At 68.2% G+C, this 18,601-nt stretch carries 22 protein-coding genes; 9 read left to right on the forward strand and 13 right to left on the reverse strand.

The window, feature by feature from the left end:
* Nucleotides 1–166: 166 nt before the first annotated feature.
* Both ACQUQR_RS16680 and ACQUQR_RS16685 read left to right on the forward strand, forming a co-directional pair.
* Nucleotides 167–1,204, forward strand: coding sequence for a sensor histidine kinase (locus tag ACQUQR_RS16680; RefSeq protein WP_435197527.1), 1,038 nt, complete (start codon nucleotides 167–169; stop codon nucleotides 1,202–1,204).
* 30 nt (nucleotides 1,205–1,234) lie between these two features.
* A complete protein-coding gene (locus tag ACQUQR_RS16685) occupies nucleotides 1,235–1,723 on the forward strand; it encodes a TspO/MBR family protein (RefSeq protein WP_435197528.1) in 489 nt (162 codons plus the stop codon).
* A gap of 6 nt (nucleotides 1,724–1,729) precedes the next feature.
* Here the strand turns inward: ACQUQR_RS16685 and ACQUQR_RS16690 are convergent, their stop codons facing one another.
* A complete protein-coding gene (locus ACQUQR_RS16690) occupies nucleotides 1,730–4,789 on the reverse strand; it encodes a replication factor C small subunit (protein ID WP_435197529.1) in 3,060 nt (1,019 codons plus the stop codon).
* 92 nt (nucleotides 4,790–4,881) lie between these two features.
* Between ACQUQR_RS16690 and samp2 the strand changes: the two genes are divergently transcribed.
* Nucleotides 4,882–5,082 (forward strand): ubiquitin-like small modifier protein SAMP2, encoded by a 201-nt coding sequence (gene samp2, locus ACQUQR_RS16695; RefSeq protein WP_435197530.1) that lies wholly within the window; start codon nucleotides 4,882–4,884, stop codon nucleotides 5,080–5,082.
* A complete protein-coding gene (locus ACQUQR_RS16700; protein WP_435197531.1) occupies nucleotides 5,079–5,423 on the forward strand; it encodes a GNAT family N-acetyltransferase in 345 nt (114 codons plus the stop codon). Before samp2 ends, ACQUQR_RS16700 begins: the two co-directional genes overlap by 4 nt.
* Here the strand turns inward: ACQUQR_RS16700 and ACQUQR_RS16705 are convergent.
* From ACQUQR_RS16705 to ACQUQR_RS16730, 6 genes are all read right to left on the reverse strand, one after another.
* A complete protein-coding gene (locus ACQUQR_RS16705; protein WP_435197532.1) occupies nucleotides 5,415–6,785 on the reverse strand; it encodes a phosphoglucomutase/phosphomannomutase family protein in 1,371 nt (456 codons plus the stop codon). The two genes, ACQUQR_RS16700 and ACQUQR_RS16705, sit on opposite strands and share 9 nt — an antisense overlap.
* Nucleotides 6,786–6,836: 51 nt before the next feature.
* Complete coding sequence (locus ACQUQR_RS16710; protein WP_435197593.1) at nucleotides 6,837–8,000, reverse strand: branched-chain amino acid ABC transporter permease; 1,164 nt, start codon at nucleotides 7,998–8,000, stop codon at nucleotides 6,837–6,839.
* Between the two features lie 121 nt (nucleotides 8,001–8,121).
* Nucleotides 8,122–9,114 (reverse strand): branched-chain amino acid ABC transporter permease, encoded by a 993-nt coding sequence (locus tag ACQUQR_RS16715; protein ID WP_435197533.1) that lies wholly within the window; start codon nucleotides 9,112–9,114, stop codon nucleotides 8,122–8,124.
* Nucleotides 9,114–9,809, reverse strand: a complete 696-nt coding sequence (locus ACQUQR_RS16720) for an ABC transporter ATP-binding protein (protein WP_435197534.1) — start codon at nucleotides 9,807–9,809, stop codon at nucleotides 9,114–9,116. The genes ACQUQR_RS16715 and ACQUQR_RS16720 overlap by 1 nt, the downstream gene beginning before the upstream one ends.
* Entirely contained in the window at nucleotides 9,806–10,567 is a 762-nt protein-coding gene (locus ACQUQR_RS16725; RefSeq protein WP_435197535.1) for an ABC transporter ATP-binding protein, read from the reverse strand. Before ACQUQR_RS16725 ends, ACQUQR_RS16720 begins: the two co-directional genes overlap by 4 nt.
* Nucleotides 10,567–11,967: an ABC transporter substrate-binding protein gene (locus ACQUQR_RS16730; protein WP_435197536.1), complete on the reverse strand. Its 1,401-nt coding sequence runs from the start codon at nucleotides 11,965–11,967 to the stop codon at nucleotides 10,567–10,569. The genes ACQUQR_RS16725 and ACQUQR_RS16730 overlap by 1 nt, the downstream gene beginning before the upstream one ends.
* Before the next feature lie 92 nt (nucleotides 11,968–12,059).
* Between ACQUQR_RS16730 and ACQUQR_RS16735 the strand changes: the two genes are divergently transcribed.
* Complete coding sequence (locus ACQUQR_RS16735) at nucleotides 12,060–12,992, forward strand: alpha/beta hydrolase (protein ID WP_435197537.1); 933 nt, start codon at nucleotides 12,060–12,062, stop codon at nucleotides 12,990–12,992.
* Here the strand turns inward: ACQUQR_RS16735 and ACQUQR_RS16740 are convergent.
* From ACQUQR_RS16740 to larB, 4 genes are all read right to left on the reverse strand, one after another.
* A complete protein-coding gene (locus tag ACQUQR_RS16740) occupies nucleotides 12,968–13,669 on the reverse strand; it encodes a helix-turn-helix domain-containing protein (protein WP_435197538.1) in 702 nt (233 codons plus the stop codon). The genes ACQUQR_RS16735 and ACQUQR_RS16740 overlap by 25 nt on opposite strands.
* 71 nt (nucleotides 13,670–13,740) lie before the next feature.
* The gene (locus ACQUQR_RS16745; protein WP_435197539.1) at nucleotides 13,741–13,989 is read right to left on the reverse strand and encodes a GIY-YIG nuclease family protein; all 249 of its coding nucleotides are present in this window, start codon (nucleotides 13,987–13,989) and stop codon (nucleotides 13,741–13,743) included.
* Between the two features lie 42 nt (nucleotides 13,990–14,031).
* Complete coding sequence (locus tag ACQUQR_RS16750) at nucleotides 14,032–14,187, reverse strand: DUF7563 family protein (protein WP_435197540.1); 156 nt, start codon at nucleotides 14,185–14,187, stop codon at nucleotides 14,032–14,034.
* A gap of 109 nt (nucleotides 14,188–14,296) precedes the next feature.
* The gene (larB, locus tag ACQUQR_RS16755) at nucleotides 14,297–15,067 is read right to left on the reverse strand and encodes a nickel pincer cofactor biosynthesis protein LarB (protein WP_435197541.1); all 771 of its coding nucleotides are present in this window, start codon (nucleotides 15,065–15,067) and stop codon (nucleotides 14,297–14,299) included.
* Between the two features lie 138 nt (nucleotides 15,068–15,205).
* Here larB and ACQUQR_RS16760 point away from each other — a divergent pair, with 138 nt between their 5' ends.
* Complete coding sequence (locus ACQUQR_RS16760) at nucleotides 15,206–15,373, forward strand: DUF1931 domain-containing protein (RefSeq protein ID WP_435197542.1); 168 nt, start codon at nucleotides 15,206–15,208, stop codon at nucleotides 15,371–15,373.
* A 27-nt stretch (nucleotides 15,374–15,400) separates the two neighbouring features.
* On the opposite strand, the gene rpiA is transcribed toward ACQUQR_RS16760, so the two are convergent.
* Nucleotides 15,401–16,090 carry a ribose-5-phosphate isomerase RpiA gene (gene rpiA, locus ACQUQR_RS16765; protein ID WP_435197543.1) on the reverse strand — a complete coding sequence of 230 codons (690 nt, stop codon included), beginning with the start codon at nucleotides 16,088–16,090 and terminating at the stop codon, nucleotides 15,401–15,403.
* Between the two features lie 70 nt (nucleotides 16,091–16,160).
* On the opposite strand from rpiA, the gene ACQUQR_RS16770 reads away from it, so the two are divergent.
* From ACQUQR_RS16770 to glmM, 3 genes are read left to right on the forward strand one after another with little or no spacing between them, the layout of a single operon-like run.
* On the forward strand, nucleotides 16,161–16,334 hold the full coding sequence (locus ACQUQR_RS16770) for a hypothetical protein (protein ID WP_435197544.1): 174 nt from the start codon (nucleotides 16,161–16,163) through the stop codon (nucleotides 16,332–16,334).
* A 22-nt stretch (nucleotides 16,335–16,356) separates the two neighbouring features.
* Complete coding sequence (locus tag ACQUQR_RS16775) at nucleotides 16,357–16,980, forward strand: SDR family NAD(P)-dependent oxidoreductase (protein ID WP_435197545.1); 624 nt, start codon at nucleotides 16,357–16,359, stop codon at nucleotides 16,978–16,980.
* Nucleotides 16,981–17,018: 38 nt separating this feature from the next.
* Nucleotides 17,019–18,311: a phosphoglucosamine mutase gene (gene glmM, locus ACQUQR_RS16780; protein ID WP_435197546.1), complete on the forward strand. Its 1,293-nt coding sequence runs from the start codon at nucleotides 17,019–17,021 to the stop codon at nucleotides 18,309–18,311.
* A 6-nt stretch (nucleotides 18,312–18,317) separates the two neighbouring features.
* Here the strand turns inward: glmM and ACQUQR_RS16785 are convergent, their stop codons facing one another.
* On the reverse strand, nucleotides 18,318–18,476 hold the full coding sequence (locus tag ACQUQR_RS16785; protein WP_435197547.1) for a DUF7563 family protein: 159 nt from the start codon (nucleotides 18,474–18,476) through the stop codon (nucleotides 18,318–18,320).
* Nucleotides 18,477–18,601 lie beyond the last annotated feature (125 nt).

An 18,601-nucleotide genomic window follows, 5' to 3' on the forward strand; every position in this document is an offset into this window, starting at 1 on the left:
TCCCCGTTCGTCTAAAAGGGTTCCGAACACCCTCACACGCCCGTTCGTCAGCCGGTGCCGTGTTTCAGGCGCGGTCCCGCCGGACGCGCGCGACTACCAGTTCCCGGCTCTCTGCCCCCAGTCGGCCCAAAACGGTATATCGCTCCGTCGCCAGTGTGGGTGGTATATGCGGGGGATTTCGGGGGTAACCGACCGCGGGGCCTGTCTCGGACTGATAGCCTTCGGCTTCGCGCTCACCACCGCCGTCTTCGCCTTCGGCACCACGGCCTCCCGGTACGCCTTCCTCCTCGAGGGCGTCGACGCCCTGTTCGGCGTCCTCGTCATCGCCGCCGGCGGGCTGCTCCTCCTCACTCCCACCTACCGCCGGTACGCCCACCGCGTGCTCGGCTGGTCCGTCCTCGTCGCCGCCAAGACCGGCGTCGTCGGCTGGCTCGCCGTCGCCTACCAGCTCGAGTCCGGCGTCCCGCTCGTGGACGTCCCGCTCATCTACCTCAGCGCGACGAACACGGGGGCGCTCACGGGCGTCGTCCTCGGGTTCTACGACGTCCGCGGCAATCTCACGCGCGACTCGCTCGAGCGGCGCGAACGGGCGCTCCGTGAGCGCAACGCCCGACTCGATCGCTTCGCCGCCGTCGTCGCCCACGACATCCGGAACCCCCTCAACATCGCCGACGGCTACCTCGAGCTCGCCCGGGAGGGGGACGCGACGGCGTTCGACCGCATCGAGCGCGCACACGACCGCATGGACGCCATCACGAACGGGCTGCTCTCCATCGCCCGCACCCGCGAGGTCGTCCTCGAACCCGTCGACGTGGGGGAGGAGGCGCTCGCCGCGTGGGGCCGGCTGGAGGCCCCGACCGCGCAGTTCCTCCTCCGAGGCACCCGACGGATCGAGGCCGACCCCGACGCGTTGGCCGTCCTCTTCGAGACGGTGTTCCAGAACATGCTGACCGCCGGTGACGACATCGCCATCGAACTCGGCGTCCTCGACGACGGTTTCTACATCGCCGACGACGGCCCCGGGCTCGCCCCGACCGCCCGCGACGGCGTGCTCACCTACGCTACGGACGAGGCGGGGATCGGGCTCGCCGTCGTCAGCGAGGTCGCCCGCGCGCACGGCTGGGAGGTCACGCCGTCCGACCGCGACGGAGCCCGCATCGAGATCACGGGCGTCACGACACCGCCCGCCTCGACAGACGCCTGACTTTTCTCACCTGCCGCCCTCTCTCCGGGTATGAACGTCGTCTCCATCCCCCGCGAGCGCCCCGGCCTCTCGCTCGTCGCCGCAATCCTCGTCTGTGAACTCGTCGGTGCCGCCGGCTCCGTCTTTACGGCCACTTCCCTCGACTCGTGGTACCGTACCCTCGACCAGCCCGCACTCGCGCCCCCGGACTGGGTGTTCGGCCCCGTCTGGACCACCCTCTTCGCGCTCATGGGCGTCGCCGCGTGGCTCGTCTGGCGCGAGTGGGGGCCCGACGCACGGCTCGCTCTCTGGGTGTTCGCCGGCCAGTTCGCGCTCAACCTCGCCTGGAGCGCGGCGTTTTTCGGCCTCCAGTCCCCGTTCTGGGGACTCGTCGTCATCGCGATGCTGTGGCTCGCCATCGTCGCCACCATCGCCACCTTCGCCCGCGTGGACCGGCGAGCGGCCGTGCTGCTCGTTCCGTATCTCGCGTGGGTGAGCTTCGCCGCCTACCTCAACTATGGATTCTGGGTGCTGAACTGAGAAGAGTTACTCAGAATCCAGCGCCAGCGACGCGAGCAGCGCCTCCAACTGGACTTGCTCGTTCGCCCCTGCCGTGATGCGATAATCGGCCTCCCCGATGCGGTCCATCAGTTTCACCGCCACTCTGTCGTCGAGCCCGTACTCCCACACGGAGCGGTGCATCTGGTCGATGATGTCGCCGCCGGCGATACCCAGCTCGGAGATGAGGTGGTCGAGCTGCGAGCGCGCGGCCGTGAAATCCCCGTCGATGGCCGTCGTCACCATCTCGGTGATCTCCTCGGGCCGGGCCGTGGAGGTGATGGCATACACCGCGTCCTCGTCGACGGTGTCGTCCATGACCGCTGCGGCCTGCAGGCCGTTGATGGCCTTCCGCATGTCGCCGTCCGCGGCGTAGACGAGCGCGTCGACGCCCGCGTCCGTGACCTCGATACCCTCCGCGTCGGCGATCTTCCGCACCTGCTGTTCGACGGCCTCGTCCGCGAGCGGGGAGAAGCGGAAGACGGCACACCGTGACTGGATGGGGTCGATGATCTGCGAGGAGTAGTTACACGAGAGGATAAAGCGGGTGTTGTTCGAGAACTGCTCCATCGTTCTTCTCAAAGCGCTCTGTGCGTCCGAGGTGAGCGCGTCGGCCTCGTCGAGGAAGATAACGCGATAATTATAGCCGCCGAAAGAGGCCCGCGCGAAGTTCTTGATGCGGTCGCGGACCACGTCGATACCGCGCTCGTCGGAGGCGTTGAGCTCGAGGAAGTTCTCGCGCCAGTCGTCGCCGTAGAGGTGTTTGGCGATGGCGACGGCGGAGGTGGTGTTGTGCATGACCGTCGGGACGCTCCCGGCGACGTAGTTGCGGGTCCCCGGAACCGTCAGGTCGTACACGCGCTGTGGCTCCTCGACGGGCTCGACGGTTTCGACCTCATCGAAGTACAGTTCGGCCGTGGTGAGGGTGTCGAGCTGTTCGAGCGCGTCGAGCACCGCCATCGAGCACATCCCGGCTGCGAGCGAACGCACGCGGTCGGCGACGGTGTGGAACCGGGTCAGCGAGGCGAGGTCGTTCCCGCCGTCGAGGAGGCTACTGACATCGGTTCCTCGCATTCCCGTCCCTTCTGCAACGTGGTTGTACGGGGCCCCGAGCGTCTCGATGGCGTCTGCGAGCGTCGTCCGGACGTGGTCGAGTCCGACCGTGCCGGACCCGTCGATACGCTGGAGGAGCTCGATTGCTCGGTCGCTTCCCGGTGTCCGCCGTCCATCCGAGTATTCGAGAAGCCGGTCGGAGCGAACCCCGACCGATTCCGAGAGCTCACGGCGCGTCTCGATGGGTTCGAGTGCGGCGCGCTGGCTGCTCCACGCGGCCGGTACTGCTGTCGCGGCGTCGATGTCGGCTTTCAGTCCGTCGAGCTGTTCGAGAACTACTTGCGCGTCGTCGAGTTTCGCTGTTGCCGCGTCAACGAGACTGTCGAGACAGTCCAGATACCGCTCACAGCCTGGTGAGTTGGGATTCAGCGACTCCGGAACGTACTCGGACTTGTTCAGATACAGCGATTCACACAGCGTGTGGACCGCGTGCTGTGTCGGCACCGTATCGTCGTTCGGGTTCGAATCGCGCGCAGCACTCGTTTCGAGCCGTTCCGCCTTCGTATCGAGGGTGAAGCCAACGTGGTCGGCAAACCGTTCGAGATGGCGTGCGCTGGAGACGTACAGGGTGTGATACTCCCGTTCGATGCCGGTGCCGTTCGTCGCCGCCTTCGTCTGCCGTTTGCGTCGGCTTGGGATGCCGAACCCAGAGAGCAAATACGAGACGAGGGTGATCAGCCGCTCGTTCTTCTGTGTCAGTTCGATGATTCCGTTCTCCGTGACGTGCGCTTCCGCATCGAAGACGGCCCGGAGGAACGCGGCTCGGCTCTCTTCGTCCCCACGGACGAGTGCAGAACCGATTCCCTTCCCGTCGGCCGCACCATCGAACGTGTCGAAACAGGATTCGAGATAGTGCGTCAGCGTTCGGTTCCCGATGGCTCGGTACGGAACGCCCCGCTGTTCACCGTGTCGGACTTCGATATCGAACAGCGCCCGTGCTGCGTCCTCGAATCGGTCGAGTAGCCGGTCGTCGGTGTTGTAGAACTTCACGCGCCCCCCATCGAGCTGTGCTTCACTGATCGCCAATCCGACGAACGCTGCCAGTTCGGGTGTGAGCTCCCACGGCGGTGATATCGGCTCGGAACGGCGGTTGTTCCGGCTCACGTACTGGGTCGCTGTCACGTTCTCCCGCAATTCCTCTCGGGACGCCTCGAGGTCACGGAGCGACGACAGCGAGCAGGCCGTACTCGGTTCGTCGAGGTCAGTATCGAGGGCGCGACGGTACGACTGGACGGTTTTCACCGTCACATCCGCGGCTGCTGCGATATCCGTCTCGTCCTCGTCGCGTCGGAGGCCCGCGATTACACGCTTCTTTTTCCCGACGTAGTTCTCTTCGGCGGGGATGTCGTGTTTACGCGCGAACTGCGCCGTCACGTGGACGAACGTCCGGTCGCCGTCCATCGCGTGGACCCAATCGAGCTGTCCGTCGTCGGTCGGCAGCGGCGCGCGACGGGGACGGACGACACGCATCCCCTCGTCGAGCTCCCCGGCCGGAATCCAGTCGAGACCGTCGTGGTTGACGGTCAACAGTTTGTGTTCCGGGGTCACTGTCATCTCGTTCCCGTCGCGGGTCGTGACGCGAACGAGGTCATCGGCTTCCTTCCCGAACACGTGTGACGGCTCGACGTACTCGAACGAGCCGTCGTCGGCGAACGTCAGTATCTGTAGGTCGTCGTCGGGCTCGTCGAAGCCATCCACATCCCCGACGACATCGCCGATTCGCTCCACGCCGCGGTTGGTGAGTACAGGCGTCTCCCCGGTCACGCACTTGCCGACCCCCGCGGCCCCCGCGAACAGGAGATGCGGCAGGTCGTTGCGCTCGATGTAGCTTTTCAGTCGCTCGGTGATCTCGTCGTGGCCGGCCACCTCGTCAAGCGTCTGCGGGCGGTACTTCTCGATCCAGACCTCACGCCCGCGCTCTGCGGCCTCGCTCATGTTCTGAAGTCGGGTACGGGGCCGTATAAAGGCCCCGAGAGGCCCCTGCGCAGGAGCGATATCCACAAACGCCTCCACACCAGAGAGGGGGTATGCACGTCACCTGTGAGGTCGTCGGCGAGGGGACCCACGACCTGTCCCTCCCAGACGAGGCCACCTACGGCGACCTCCTGCGCGAGTTGGATTTCTCGCTCCACGAGGCCAGCGTTCTCGTCTCCGGCACTCCCGTCCCCGAGGACGCCCCCATCGAGGCCGAGGAGGTGCAGGTCCTGCGCCTCATCAAGGGCGGATGAACGTCCGGGAGGCCACGGCGGAGGAAGCGCCGACTGTCGAGTCGATTCTCAACGCGGCGATGCTGGAGGTGCCCGAGGAGGGTACCCAGTACGTCGCCTGCGAGGGTGAGCGAATTCTGGGTTCGCTCGTCTTGATAGAGAACGAAATCGACGCCATCGCCGTCAGGCCGGGCCGTCGCGGCCAGGGGGTCGGACGCGCGCTCGTGGCGCACGTCGCGGGGGAGTGCGAGACGATTTTCGCACACTTCGACCCGAAGGTCAGGCCCTTCTACGAGAAACTGGGGTTCGACATCGAAGAGGGAGTGGATGGGAGGTTGTGTGGAACCCGGAACTCAGACTAGCGGCTCCACGAGCGCTGTCCCCTCACCGAGCAGCGCCTTCACGCGTTTCTCCGAGGAGGACTCGGCGTACACCCGAAGCTTCGGCTCCGTGCCGGACGGGCGCATGAGGAGCCACGACCCGTCTTCGAGAAGTATTTTGAAGCCATCGACGGTGACGACTTTCTCCACGCTCGCACCGGCCACCGCCTCAGGGATGTGGTCCTCCAGTTCGAGGAGCACGTCGGCTTTTCGAGCATCGGGACAGTCGACGCTCACGCGGTCCTGCACGACATCCCCGTACTCCTCGCGCACGCGAGCGAGGCGGTCGTCGAGCGACTCCTCGGCCGCAGCCGCGGCGGTGAGCAGCGCGAAGAGCACGCCGTCCTTGTTTCGGAGATGGCCCCGAAGCCCGAAGCCGCCCGATTCTTCGCCGCCCAGGAGCGCGTCGTGGTCGCGCATCGCCGCGCCGACCCACTTGAAGCCGACCGCGGTCTCGTAGACGGCCTCGCCGTGGGCCTCGGCCACGCGGTCGATGAGGAACGTGGTGGAGACCGTCCGGACGGCGGGTCCCTCTCGCGTTTCGAGGAGGTGGTCGTACATCAGCGCGAAGTAGAGGTTCGGGTCGACGTACCCCTCCTCGGGGGCGACGACACCGATGCGGTCGGCGTCCCCGTCGTTCGCCACGCCGAGGTCGGCGTCGCCCCCCATCACGGTCTCCGTGAGCTCGCCGAGTCGGTGCGCGCTCGGCTCCGGGGAGCCACCGCCGAAGGTGGGGTCGCGGTCGGTACGGAGGGGGACCACCTCCGCGCCTGCGGCTTCGAGGATGCGGTCGGTGGCACCTCTTCCAGACCCGTGCATAGCGTCGTAGGCCACGGTGACTCCCGAGAGGTCCGTGTCCACGAGGTCGAGGACGTGCTCCTCGTAGGGCGTCACGAGGTCGGACTCCTCGATGGTTCCCCACTCGGATTCGGGGAGGAGGTCCGGTTCGCGGAGCTGCTGCTCTATCTGCTCGGTCACGTCCGGAAGCGCGGGCGCGCCGTCCTCGGGGAGGAACTTCACGCCGTTGTACTCCGGCGGGTTGTGGCTCGCGGTGACCATGAGCGCGCCGTCGAGTTCGCGGTCCACGACGGTCCACGCGACGACGGGTGTGGGGCAGTCTCGCTGGGGGAGCACCACGTCGATCCCGTTTCCGGCGAGCACCTCGGCCAGCGCGTCGGCGAAGCCACGCGAGCTCTCGCGGGCGTCGTACCCCACCGCCACTCGCGAGCCGTTCCCCTCCAGCACGTAGTCGGCGACGGCCTGTCCGACGACGCGCACCCGCTCGGTGGTGAAGGTGTCGAGCGTGGCGCGCCAGCCGTCCGTCCCGAACGCGATCTCGTCCATGCGCGGGCTTCGGTGGCCGCGACAAAAAGCCCCGTTATCGGGGGGGTCCGACTACCGCTTCAGTCGCTCGGCCACCTGCTTGGCCACCGGCCCGCCGAGACGGTCACGGATGGTTCCCAGGAGGCCGTTCGGGACGAACAGCACGAACACCACGAACAGCAGCCCCAGATAGAGCGCCGCGTGGCCGTTCAGGAACGTCTCGATGGCCTCGCCGACGGTGAGGCCGTTGTAGATGACGGTGTCGATGGCCCCCTGCGAGAGGTGCTCGCGGAGGTAGGGGAGCAGCCCCCCGCCGGAGCCCTCCTTCGAGAGGAACTCCCGAACTGTCTCGTCGAATAATCTCCCATACAGGGGCCCGGCGAGGGTGCCGAACCCGCCGATGATGGAGGCGAGCAGGGCGTCCCCGGTGACGAGAAAGAACAGGGAGTTGTCGGGGGAGACGGAGCGCCGGAAGCCCGCGAACAGCCCGCCCGCGACGGCGGCGTAGAAGCCGCTGATGGCGAACGCCGCGAGCTTGTAGCGGAACGTGTCGTAGCCGATGGCGCGTGCCCGCTCCTCGTTCTCGCGGATGGCGATGAGCACCCGGCCGAACGGGGAGTGGATGATTCGCTGGAGGCTCAGATAGCAGACCGCCACCACGAGGCCGATGAGGTAGTAGGACACCTCCGTCGAGGTGAGCGCCAGCCCCGCGAGTTCGAGCGAGTCGCCCGCCAGTTGGCCGATGGCGAGTCCCAGACTGTCGACGAACGGGACGCCGATCTCGAACGTCGGGGGGGACGCCCCCTCCGGCCCGACCACCGCGGGGCCGTCTCTGGGCGACGAGCCGACGTACGACCAGTCGCGCATGAAGACGTAGACCACCTGCGAGAACCCCAGCGTTATCATCGCGAAGTAGACGCCGGAGAGCCGGAAGGAGACGGCCCCGATGGCGATGGCCACCAGCACGGCGAGCAGGCCCCCGAGCACCAGCAGGAGGAGGAACGGCGTGTCGTACGGCACACCGGGCACCTTCCCGTTGGCCGCGAGGACGACGAAGTAGGCCCCCGTGCCGTAGAAGATGGCGTGGCCGAACGAGAGGTAGCCGGTGTACCCCGAAATGAAGTCGAAGCTCATCGCAAAGAGGCCGAAGTAGAAGACGGCGATCATCGTCTCCACGCGCGGGAGGAGCGTGACGAACTCGCTGCCGAGGAAGGAAGCCGTCAGCTCCGTGTAGATGCCGGGGTAGAGCGCCAGTACCGCGAGGACGGCGAGATGCGCGACGTGCTCACGGAGATAGCGCGCGACCCACGACTCCTCGGTGGTGGCGACGGCGCGGTCCGTCACCGTCTCGGCGTCGCTAATGGCCCCCCACCTCCGCGACGCCGAAGATGCCCTGCGGCCGCACGATGAGCATTCCGACGAGGATGAGGAACACCGTCATCTCCGGCAGGCCGGAGAAGTTCACGGCGTTGATGAACCACCACGTCATCACGGCGTCGGTGAGCCCGACGATGAGCGCGGCGACGACCGTCCCCCTGAACGTGCCGAGCCCGCCGATGATGACCACGACGAACGCGGGCAGCAGGGTCTCGGAGGCGAGCGGCACCGACGCGCCCCAGTTCTGGTCCCACATCAGCAGCAGGCCGGCGAGTCCCGCCAGCCCCGCGCCGAGCGCGAAGACGGTGGTGAACACCCGCCGGACGTTGATGCCGAGCGCGGCGGTCATCTCGGGGTCCTCGCTGCCCGCACGGACGACGAGTCCGTAGCGGGTCCGCGTGAGAAAGGCCCAGACCGCGGCGACCGTGAGGACGCCGAAGAGGATCTCGAACAGCGCGAGCCCCCGTATCGAGAGCCCCAGCACCTCGACGGGCTGGGCGAACGCCGAGGGCTTCGTGCCGAGCGCGGCCTGCCAGTCGCTGATGGGCTGGAGGCCGTAGAAGATGACCACGATACGGGCCAGCTCGTCCAGCACGAGCGTGATGCCGAACGTCAGGAGAATTTGGTAGATGGGCGGCCGGTCGTACAGCGGCCGAATCAGCCCCACCTCCAGCGCCGCGCCGAGGGCGCTGAGCAGGGCGACCACGACCACCGCGGCCACCAGGAACAGCGCCATCCGGGTCCAGAAGCCCGCCCCGTCGGTGACCGTCGTCACGAGGAACAGGCCGCCCAGATACGCGCCTATCATCGTCAGCGAACCGTGGGCGAAGTTGAGCACGCCCATCAGGCCGAAGATGAGGGTGAGTCCCGAGGCGATCATCACGTACAACGCGGCCTTCGCGAGGCCGTCGACCGCGACGCCGAAGAGCACCTCCGGGCGGAGGAACTGGCCGAGCGCGTCGAGAACGAGCATCATGCGGAGAGATACCTCCGTATCTCCTCGTCGTCCGCGACGCCGGAGGTGGCCTCGCCCTCCGTGATGACGTTCCCGTTGTCGAGCAGGTAGAAGCGGTCCGCGAGGTCCATGGCGAGCGGGAGGTTCTGCTCGACGAGCAGGACGGTGTCGTCTGCCGCCACGTCGGCGATGGCCTGTCCCACGTCGGCGACGATTTGCGGCGCTAGCCCCTCCGACGGCTCGTCGATGAGCAACAGGTCGTTCTCGTTGACGAGCCCGCGGGCGATGGCGAGCATCTGCTGCTGTCCGCCCGAGAGTGCCCCGGCCTTCGCGTCCTTGCGTTCCGCCAGCGCGGGGAAGGTGTCGTAGACGCGGGCGATGGCGGCCTCGGTGTCACCCCCCTTCGGCACCGCGATGCGGACGTTCTCGGCGACGGTGAGCTGGGAGAACACTCTCCTATCTTCGGGAATCCAGCCGATGCCGCGCTCGGCGACCTCGTGGGTGCCGAGCCCGACCAGCTCCTCGCCGCGGTAGCGCACGGAGCCCTCCCGCGGCGGCGTGAGCTGCAGCACCGTCCGCAGGGTCGTCGTCTTCCCGACCCCGTTCCGGCCGATGAGCGCGACGGTCTCACCCTCCGCCACCTCGATGGAGACGCCCTCGAGGATGTGGCTCTCGCCGTAGTAGGTGTGGGCGTCCTCGACTTCGAGGATCATCCCGACACCTCCAGCGTTCCGGGCTCGTACCCGCCGAGATACGCCTCCTGCACCGCGGGGTCATCCCGGACCTCCTCGGGGGTGCCGTCGGCGATGACGGCCCCGCGATTGAGGACGACGATGCGGTCGGAGACGTTCATCACGATGTCCATGTTGTGCTCGACGAGCAGGACGGCGTGGTCCGTCGCCACGTCCTCGATGAGGTCGATGACGCGGTCCACGCTCTCGGAGGAGACGCCGGCGTTCGGCTCGTCCAGGAGGAGGACGTCGGGGTCGCCCGCGAGCGCGACCCCGACTTCGAGCTGGCGCTTCTCGCCGTGTGAGAGCGTCGAGGCCATGGTCTCGGCGTCGTCCGCGAGCCCCACGCGCTCCAGAATCGCGTGGGCCTCCTCGAGATAGGGCTCGAAGCTGTTCACGTTCCGCCACGCCCGGAAGGAGTCCTCGCCGTGGGCCTGCGCGGCGATACGGACGTTCTCCAGCACCGTCGACGTGGGGAAGACGTTCGTGATCTGGTACGAGCGGTGGACGCCGAGCTGGGCGACGGCGTGCGGGGGCGTCCCCGTTATCTCCGTTCCCTGGAGGTGAATCGACCCCTCGGTGGGTTCGAGCGCCCCCGTGAGGAGGTTGAAGAACGTGGTCTTGCCCGCGCCGTTGGGGCCGATGAGCGAGCAGAGTTCCCCGTCCGACAGCTCGAAGTCCACGTCGTCGACGGCGGTGAGGCCGCCGAACCGCTTGGTGAGGCCCGCCGTTCGGAGCATTACAGCGAGCAGCCCATCTCGTCGCTGTCGGCCGGGATGGTGGTCTGGTCCTTCCCGATGCGCGCGAGCGGTTCGCTGGGCATGATGGCCGCGTTCCAGTTCTTCTCGTCGCTCGGCACGACGTCCGCGATGGTCATCGCCGACCGGGCCTGATTGTTGTACCTCTGGAAGGTGTAGGCGTCCTCGCCCTTCGGCGTCTCGGCGATGGTCATCCCGCGCATCGCGGCGGCGATGTCCGCGCCCTCGGTGGAGCCGGAGGCCTCGACGGACTGGACGATGGCCGAGGAGGCCGCGAACGTCCCCGAGGTGAACAGGTCCGGGACGATGCCGTAGGCGTTCGTGTACGACTCGACGAAGGCGTCGTTGATGGGGTTGTCGTACTGGTTCCAGTGGTAGCGGGAAGTGAAAGGGCCGAGCCCCGCGTTCTGGAGCTTCTCCCTCGTTAGCGGCTCGCCGAGCACCTTCTGGAGCGTCTGGCCGATGATGCTCGTCGTGATCTGGGTGGCGAAGCCGCCGAAGACGGAGAAGTCGTAGCCGCCGTTGAGGTAGGTCGTAAAGAGCTGCGGGAGCGTGGCGACGGTGAACCCGGCCACGATGCCGCCCGCGCCCGCGGCCGCCGCGTTGTCGAGGAGGCCATCCCACTCGCTGTACCCGCGGGGGACGAACTTCTCGCCCACGATCTCGACGCCGTTGGCCCGCAACACCGTCTTGTAGTTGTTGACGACCGCACGGCCGAACGAGTAGTCCGCGCCGAAGAGATACACCTTCTCCACGTCGGTGTTCTCGGCGACGTACTTCCCGCCGGACCGGGCGTCCATCGCGGTGTTCTCGGAGGTGCGGAACACCACGTCGGAGCAGGTCTCCGCGTTCGCGGTGATGCTGGCGCTCGCGGCCGGGCCGATGAGCGTCGGGATGTTCGCCTGCGTCGAGACGGTCTTGATGACGCGCGTCGCCGACGCGGAGGAAGTGCAGCCGAACAGCATATCGACGCCCTCGTTCTGCACGAGGTCCGTGGCGAGCGTCTGCGCCTGGTCCGCCGAGAGCTGCGTGTCGCGGACGACCAGCTCGTAGTCCACGTCGCCGACCGTCGCGGTGTGCGTTCCCGTCTCGGCTGGGGGGGTAAAGCCCCCTTCGCCCTTGTAGTCGAAGCCCTGATAGAAGCCCCACAGCGCCTGCTGGCCGTAGTACTTCAGGTCCCCCGACACCGGCTGGAGGACGCCGATCTTCACCGAGCCGGAGACCGAGCCACCGGCGGTCACGGTTCCGTTCTGTTCGGTGCTGTCACCGCCGCCGTCGGTCGGCTCCGGCGTTCCATCCCCGCTCGCACAGCCCGCGAGGCCGGTGATTCCTGCCGCGCCGAGTCCTGCCAGCACCCGTCTGCGTGAGATATTGCCATCCATGACACACTCACTAGAGACACCACCCCTCCAAGTGCCCCGAGGTTAACATGTTAACACCGGGGTACAGGCTCTCGCTGTGTGTTCCTCCCTGCATGGACCCCACCCCGACGCCCGGCACGGTCACCGCCGCTGATGACACGACGCTCCGTCTCTGGGAACTGGTCCCCGAGGGTGCCGACGAGGCCGTCTGCTTCCTGCACGGCTCTATCACCTGCTCGCGGGCGCTGTTCGCGCCGCCGGTCGAGAACGACGACTCCTACTCGTGGCTCCACGCCGCGGCGCGCGACGGCCGCGCGGCGTTCGCCCTCGATGTCCGGGGGTACGGCGACAGCGAGCGCCCGCCCGAGATGGCCGAGGACCCGGCGGCCAATCCCGCGACCCCGCGGGCCGACCTCGCCGCCGAGGACGTCCGGGCCGCGTTCGACCACGTCCGCGACCGGTTCGAGACGGTGCACCTCGTCGGCGTCTCGTGGGGGACGATGACCGCGGGGCGCTTCCTCGCCGACCACGAGCACGACGCGGCCTCGCTCGCGCAGGTCGCACCCGTCTATCTCCCGCCGTGGTCGTTCGACGAGGTGGCCGCTGCGCTCAACGTCGACGGGAATCTGGGTGCCTACTACGACCAGCGGTACGACGCCGTCGCCGAGCGACAGGGCGGCGACGACGCGCTGTTCGAGGCCATCTGGACCACGCAGGTCGAGTCGGGCCAGGGCGAGAGCGCGGACCGATATCTCGTCCCCGCGGGCGCGCTCGCCGACACCCGCGAGGCGTGTTCGGGCACGGCCGCCTACGACGCCCGCGTGCTCGACCTCCCGACGCTCGTCGTTCGGGGGAGCCAGGACGCCATCTCGGTGCGTGACGATGCGGTCGGCCTGTACGACCGGCTTCGGCTCCCCCACGAGGAGAAGGAGTACCTCGAACTCGGCGGGGCGGACCACTACGCGATGCACGGCGCTCGCAGGCAGGAACTGTACGACGCGGTCGCGGCGTTCCAGGACCGCTACTCCAAATCGGAGAGCGCCTGAATCGCCCGCTCGGAGAGCTTCTCCTGTCCCCGTCGGAGCCGCTTGGAGACGGCGGGTTTCGAGATGCCGAACTCCTCGGCGAGCGTGCCGAGGGTCGCGCCGCGGGGCGAGCGGAAGTACCCCCCGTCGACGGCGGCCTCGAGGGTGCGGCGCTCGGCGTCGGAGAGCTCGCGACACCCCTCGATGAGCGTCATCGCCGCGCCGACGTTCTGGACGAAATCGGTGAGGTCGGCGAGGTCGGTGCGGTCGCGGGCGAGGACGCGGTAGTCGTTGTGGTCCTCGAGCCGGGAGAGCGCCTCGTCGGCGACGACCTCGCGGTCGAACCCGACGTGCCAGAGTTCGCTCCCGGCCTCGATGTGGAACGGCCCGGTGACGTAGCCGTCGTGACTCCGAATCGCGCCCATCGCCTGCGTCTCCTCGATGGTGGTGCGGATGTGGGCAACGTCCTCCTGTTTCGCGAGGAGGGTACAGCCGGTCATCCTCTGGTGACTGGTCAGGGTATCGAGGCCGTTCTCGAGTGCCTCCCGGTCGGCTCCCTCGACGAGCATCCGCGTTTCCAGCTCCCGCGCGGCCCCGTCGAACTCCCAGTGCACGGCCGAGAAGGAGACCTCGTGGTCGACGGTGGTGTCGATGAAGGGGCAGTCGTACTGCTCCATGTCGAGGGTGAGATCTATCATGGTTCTGCCCGCGGTGTCACAACAACCGACACCGCTGGTGAAATCGCTTACCCTTGGACAGTCAGTCTTATTTACCATTCAGCATCGCCGACCAACCGCTCCTTGCGTGCCCGCGAGAGCTGTTTGATCTCGTACTCCCGGCGCATCGCCGTCGACCTGTCCTCGTACGCCTCCGTGTGCACGAGTTCGACGGGGGTGCGCCCGCGGGTGTACTTCGCCCCCTCGCCGGCGCCGTGCTCGCTCACGCGGCGCTCGACATCGGTGGTGTAGCCGGTGTAGAGCGTGTCGTCGGCACACCGCAGGATGTAGACGTAGTGCATGCTATCGATGTCGAAAATCGTTGGCGGTCCGGGACTCTCCGATCAGAGCCGTGATTCGTAGGCGCGTTCTCTCGAGACTTCCGCGATGCCCGCGTTGGCCGAACAGTTGGGACACGCGTGAATCTGCCCGGTTTCGTCCGCGAACACCCGGGCGAACCTGTCCGAGACGTGCGCGTCGCAGTGGTCGCACTTTGCCATTGTTGTCCCGACACGGATACCCCCTGTCGGTACTCTCTCTTCTCCCCGCCGCTACAAATACCCTCGGCAAACGGTGACAGGGTGCCGCTTTCGGATCGTGCTAGCACATCTATTCGCCCGTCCGTGCCGCCGAGACGGCCCGTGCGACCAGTCCGGCCTGTGCTCCCGCGGTGAACCCCGCATCGATGTTGACGACCGTGAGGGGCGTACACGACTGGAGCATCCCGTCGAGTGCGGCCTGCCCCTCGCCGCCGTGGCCGTAGCCCGTCGAGACGGGGAGCGCGATGAGTGGGGCGTCTACCAGTCCGGCGAGGACGGTGGGGAGCGCCCCCTCCCGCCCGGCGGCGACGACGAGCACGTCCGCCTCCCGGATCCCGTCGAGCGAGTCGAACAGCCGGTGGATGCCCGCCACGCCCACGTCGTCGACGCGTTCGATAGTCGCCCCCATCTCCCCGGCCGTGACGGCGGCCTCCCCCGCGGGAATCGCGTCGCTCGTCCCGGCCGTGACGACACCGACCGTCGCCGCGAGCTCGGGGGGCTCGTAGTCGGGGGCGTGGGCCACGAGCGTCCGCGCCCGGTCGTCGTACTCCAGGCTCGCCTCGGGATGCTCGTCGGCGAGATGCTCCTCCACGACCTCCGCCTGCTCGCGGACCACGCGCGTCGCGAGCGCGTGGCCCGTCGTCTCGACGCTGGTCGCGACCATCGTCGCCGTCTCCCGTGCCGTCTTCCCCTCGGCGAGGACGGCCTCCGGGATCCCGGTGCGCCCCTCGCGCGCGGCGTCGAACCGCCCCGCGTCGTTGCGCGCGTGGCCTCGCAGCTCGGCTTCCGCCTGTGCGGGCGTCAGCGTCCCGTCCGCTACACGTTCCAGAATGTCGCGCATACCGGCGATTGGCGGGGGGGATACTCGGACCTATCGGCCTAACTCGCATGATTCTGCATAGAGAACGGGCGCGAGAAGCGGTGAGGACGGCGTCAAGTGGGAAATATTATAAAGGGGGCACATCAAGACACGCTCCGTATGGCAGACCTGATCGTCAAAGCCGCAGTCAAGGACGCGCTCGACAACATGAACGTCGCCTCGGATTTCTACGAGGCCCTCGACGAGGAGGTCGCTGAGCTCCTCGAGGACGCGGCCCGCCGCGCCTCCGAGAACGACCGGAAGACCGTCCAGCCCCGCGACCTGTAACCCGGTCCGAACACTTTCTGTTATTTATCACTCCTCCAGCGACAGCGTTCGCACTCCTTCCTCCGAGCCGACGAACACGGCGTCCGCCAGCCCGACGAACAGCCCGTGGGCCACCACGCCGGGGACCTCCGCCAGCCCCCACGCGAGCTTCGCGGGGTCGCCGATCTCGCCGAACTCACAATCGAGCACGAGGTTCCCGTTGTCCGTCACGACGGGGCCGTCCTTCCGCTCGGCCGCCCTGAGGGTGGGTTCGCCGTCCATGTCCCGCACCCGTGACTCCACGAGCGGTCGGGCGTCGGGGAGCACCTCCACGGGGACGGCGTGGTCGAGCGTGTCGGCGAGTTTCGTCTCGTCGGCGACGACGAGGAACGCCGTCGCCGCGGCGTCGACCACCTTCTCGCGGGCGTGGGCCGCGCCGCCACCCTTCACGAGGTCGCCGTTCGCCACCTGGTCCGCGCCGTCGATGGCGACGTCGGGAAACGCGTCTTCGAGCGTCGTGAGCGGAATCCCGGCCTCGCGGGCCAGCTGCCGCGACTGGAACGAGGTCGGAATCCCCTCGATGTCGAGCCCCGCGTCGACGCGCTCGCCGAGTGCCCGGATGGCGTGGGCCGCGGTCGAGCCCGTCCCGAGCCCGACGACCATCCCGTCCGCGACGCGGTCGGCGGCGGCACGACCCGCGCGGCGTTTCGCCTCCTCGCTTCCACCTGTAGATTTCATAGCTCACCCCGCGTGCGCGGGGAGCAAAAACCCCGTCAGTCATTTTTTCCTCGCCGACCCACCCACAGCCATGACCGACTGCGACTACTGCGGCAGTGAGGTGGAGGCACACGACCCCGTCTTCGTCCAGGAGGGGACCGACCGCGAGGAGAGGGGGGCGTTCTGCAACTACGCCTGTCTCGCGTCGTACATCGACGACGAGGGGCTGACGACGGGGAACGCCTGCGAGTGGTCCCCCTCATAATCCTCGGGAACCTACAGCTCGCATGGTCACCGTCATCGCCGGCTGTGGGCCCACGCTCGGCAGCGCCATCGCCCGGCGCTTCGCGAGCGCGGGCCACGACCTCGTCCTGCTGGCCCGGTCGAGCGACACCATCGAGCCGCTCGCCGCGGACCTCGACGCCCACGCTCACCGGGTGGATATCACCGACGCCGACGCCGTCAGGGAGACGTTCGCGAGCATCCGTGAGCTGGGGCGTATCGACACCCTCGTCCTCAACGCCAGCGCCCCCGGGGGCGGCTCCCTCCGTGGGTGTTCGCCCGCCGACTTCGAGCGCACGTGGCGCGTCCGCACCCTCGGTTCCTTCTGCTGTCTGCAGGCCGCCGCGGACGACCTCGCCGGCGGCGCCGTCCTGTTCTCGGGGACGAACTACGCGAGCGAGGGGTCCGCCGACCTCGTGGACTGGGGGAGCGCCGCGGCCGCGACGAAGGGGCTCGCCCGCTCCGTCGCCCGCGATCTGGAGGCGACGGTCGTCTACGCCGAGATCGCGCGGGCGGTCGCGCCCGCCGACAGCCAGTTCGCCGAGGCCGTCAACGCCGACGACGTGGCGGAGCGGTACCTCGCGTGGCTCGACCGGACGCCCGGCTTCTACGCCGAGACCATCGCGTGAGTCGGGTGATTCTTCTCTCCCCCGCGTGACCTCCCGCTATGTTCGGAACGAGCGGTATCCGCGGACCGGTCGGCGACGCCGTCACGGCGGAGCTGGCACTCGACGTGGGACGCGCACTCGGTGCCGACACCGACCGCGTCGTCGTCGGGCGTGACCCCCGCGACTCCGGGAAGCTCCTCACGGATGCGTTGACGGCGGGCCTGCGCGAGGTCGGCACCGACGTGGTCGAGCTGGGCCTGGCAGCCACGCCCACGGTCGCCCGCGCCGTCGCGTGGGAGGACGCGGACGCCGGGGTCTCCATCACGGCGAGTCACAACCCCGCACCCGACAACGGCATCAAGCTCTGGCAGCCCTCGGGGCAGGCGTTCGACGAACCTCTCCGGGAGGAGATCGAAGCCCGCATCGCAGCGGACGACCCGGCGCTCGAGGACTGGACGGGGCTCGGCGGCCTGACGGAGACGAGCGCCTTCGACCGGCACGTCGAGACGCTCCTGGAGTCGGTTTCCGTCGCCGACCTCGACGTCGCCGTCGACCTCGGCAACGGGGCGGGCGGCGTCACCGTCGAGGCGCTGAACCGCCTCGGCTGCCGGGTGGAGACGCTGAACGCCCAGCCGGACGGCGCGTTCCCGGGTCGCCCGTCCGAACCGAAACCCGAGAACTGCGCGTCGCTGACGACGCTCGTCCGCGAGGGGACCTTCGAGGTGGGCATCGCCCACGACGGCGACGCCGACCGGATGCGGGCGGTCACCGCTTCCGGGCAGTTCCTCTCCGGGGACACGCTGCTCGCGCTGCTCGCCGCCGACGCCGCGAGCGCGGGCGAGCGCGTGGCCGTCCCCGTCGACACCAGCCTCGCCGTCGAGGACTTCCTCGCGAATCGCGGCGTCGGGGTGGAACGAACCCCCGTCGGTGACGTGTACGTCGCGGCCGCGGCCACGCAGGCGGACGTGGCGTTCGGTGGGGAGCCCTCGGGCGCGTGGATCTGGCCCGAGGAGACGCTCTGTCCGGACGGCCCGTTCGCGGCCCTGCGGCTGGCGGAACTGGCGAGCGAGCGCCCGCTGGACGACCGCGTCGCGGAGATTCCCACCTACCCCATCGAGCGCGACAGCATCGAGGTCGAAGACAAGACGGCCGTGATGGCGCGGATCGAGGAGCAGGTGTTAGAGCGGTACGACGAGGTGACGACGATGGACGGCGTCCGCGTCGAACTCGATGACGGCTGGTTCCTGTTGCGGGCGTCGGGAACCCAGCCGCTCGTCCGGGTGACGGCGGAGGCACGCGAGGAAGAACGGACCCGCGAGTTGTTCGACGAGGCGCGCGGCCTCGTCTCCTGACCAGAACTACGTTCGTCGGGTGGACCGAGCCTCCCGAACGCTCGCGCCGTCGCGGATCTTGTCCTCGCACCGAGGGCAGACACGAGGGTCCTCGATACCGTTCGGAGTGAACACCCGTGCGTACGCCGCTGTTACGAACGAACCGCAGTTCTGGCATTCCGGCATACGAGAGTAGACGGTACGGTCCCCCATAATAATAGTGTGGCAACATCTCGCACGGTTGGGACGTTTCCCTCCGGAGACCCGCGAACGAGTGGGATTCGCCCAACGGCTATGTGTGTCCCTCTCGT

The organism is Natronomonas sp. EA1 (assembly GCF_051195035.1).
In the GTDB taxonomy this organism is placed as follows: Archaea; Halobacteriota; Halobacteria; order Halobacteriales; family Haloarculaceae; genus JBNTJV01.

Coding starts and splice junctions, on each gene's coding strand:
- ACQUQR_RS16775 (WP_435197545.1), top strand. CDS start 16,357: ATGGTCACCGTCATCGCCGGCTGTGGGCCCACGCTCGGCAGCGCCATC.
- ACQUQR_RS16745 (WP_435197539.1), bottom strand. CDS start 13,989: ATGCACTACGTCTACATCCTGCGGTGTGCCGACGACACGCTCTACACC.
- ACQUQR_RS16760 (WP_435197542.1), top strand. CDS start 15,206: ATGGCAGACCTGATCGTCAAAGCCGCAGTCAAGGACGCGCTCGACAAC.
- ACQUQR_RS16735 (WP_435197537.1), top strand. CDS start 12,060: ATGGACCCCACCCCGACGCCCGGCACGGTCACCGCCGCTGATGACACG.
- ACQUQR_RS16740 (WP_435197538.1), bottom strand. CDS start 13,669: ATGATAGATCTCACCCTCGACATGGAGCAGTACGACTGCCCCTTCATC.
- ACQUQR_RS16715 (WP_435197533.1), bottom strand. CDS start 9,114: ATGCTCGTTCTCGACGCGCTCGGCCAGTTCCTCCGCCCGGAGGTGCTC.
- ACQUQR_RS16750 (WP_435197540.1), bottom strand. CDS start 14,187: ATGGCAAAGTGCGACCACTGCGACGCGCACGTCTCGGACAGGTTCGCC.
- ACQUQR_RS16770 (WP_435197544.1), top strand. CDS start 16,161: ATGACCGACTGCGACTACTGCGGCAGTGAGGTGGAGGCACACGACCCC.
- rpiA (WP_435197543.1), bottom strand. CDS start 16,090: ATGAAATCTACAGGTGGAAGCGAGGAGGCGAAACGCCGCGCGGGTCGT.
- ACQUQR_RS16690 (WP_435197529.1), bottom strand. CDS start 4,789: ATGAGCGAGGCCGCAGAGCGCGGGCGTGAGGTCTGGATCGAGAAGTAC.
- ACQUQR_RS16700 (WP_435197531.1), top strand. CDS start 5,079: ATGAACGTCCGGGAGGCCACGGCGGAGGAAGCGCCGACTGTCGAGTCG.
- ACQUQR_RS16785 (WP_435197547.1), bottom strand. CDS start 18,476: ATGCCGGAATGCCAGAACTGCGGTTCGTTCGTAACAGCGGCGTACGCA.
- glmM (WP_435197546.1), top strand. CDS start 17,019: ATGTTCGGAACGAGCGGTATCCGCGGACCGGTCGGCGACGCCGTCACG.
- ACQUQR_RS16725 (WP_435197535.1), bottom strand. CDS start 10,567: ATGCTCCGAACGGCGGGCCTCACCAAGCGGTTCGGCGGCCTCACCGCC.
- ACQUQR_RS16680 (WP_435197527.1), top strand. CDS start 167: ATGCGGGGGATTTCGGGGGTAACCGACCGCGGGGCCTGTCTCGGACTG.
- ACQUQR_RS16720 (WP_435197534.1), bottom strand. CDS start 9,809: ATGATCCTCGAAGTCGAGGACGCCCACACCTACTACGGCGAGAGCCAC.
- ACQUQR_RS16730 (WP_435197536.1), bottom strand. CDS start 11,967: ATGGATGGCAATATCTCACGCAGACGGGTGCTGGCAGGACTCGGCGCG.
- ACQUQR_RS16705 (WP_435197532.1), bottom strand. CDS start 6,785: ATGGACGAGATCGCGTTCGGGACGGACGGCTGGCGCGCCACGCTCGAC.
- samp2 (WP_435197530.1), top strand. CDS start 4,882: ATGCACGTCACCTGTGAGGTCGTCGGCGAGGGGACCCACGACCTGTCC.
- larB (WP_435197541.1), bottom strand. CDS start 15,067: ATGCGCGACATTCTGGAACGTGTAGCGGACGGGACGCTGACGCCCGCA.
- ACQUQR_RS16685 (WP_435197528.1), top strand. CDS start 1,235: ATGAACGTCGTCTCCATCCCCCGCGAGCGCCCCGGCCTCTCGCTCGTC.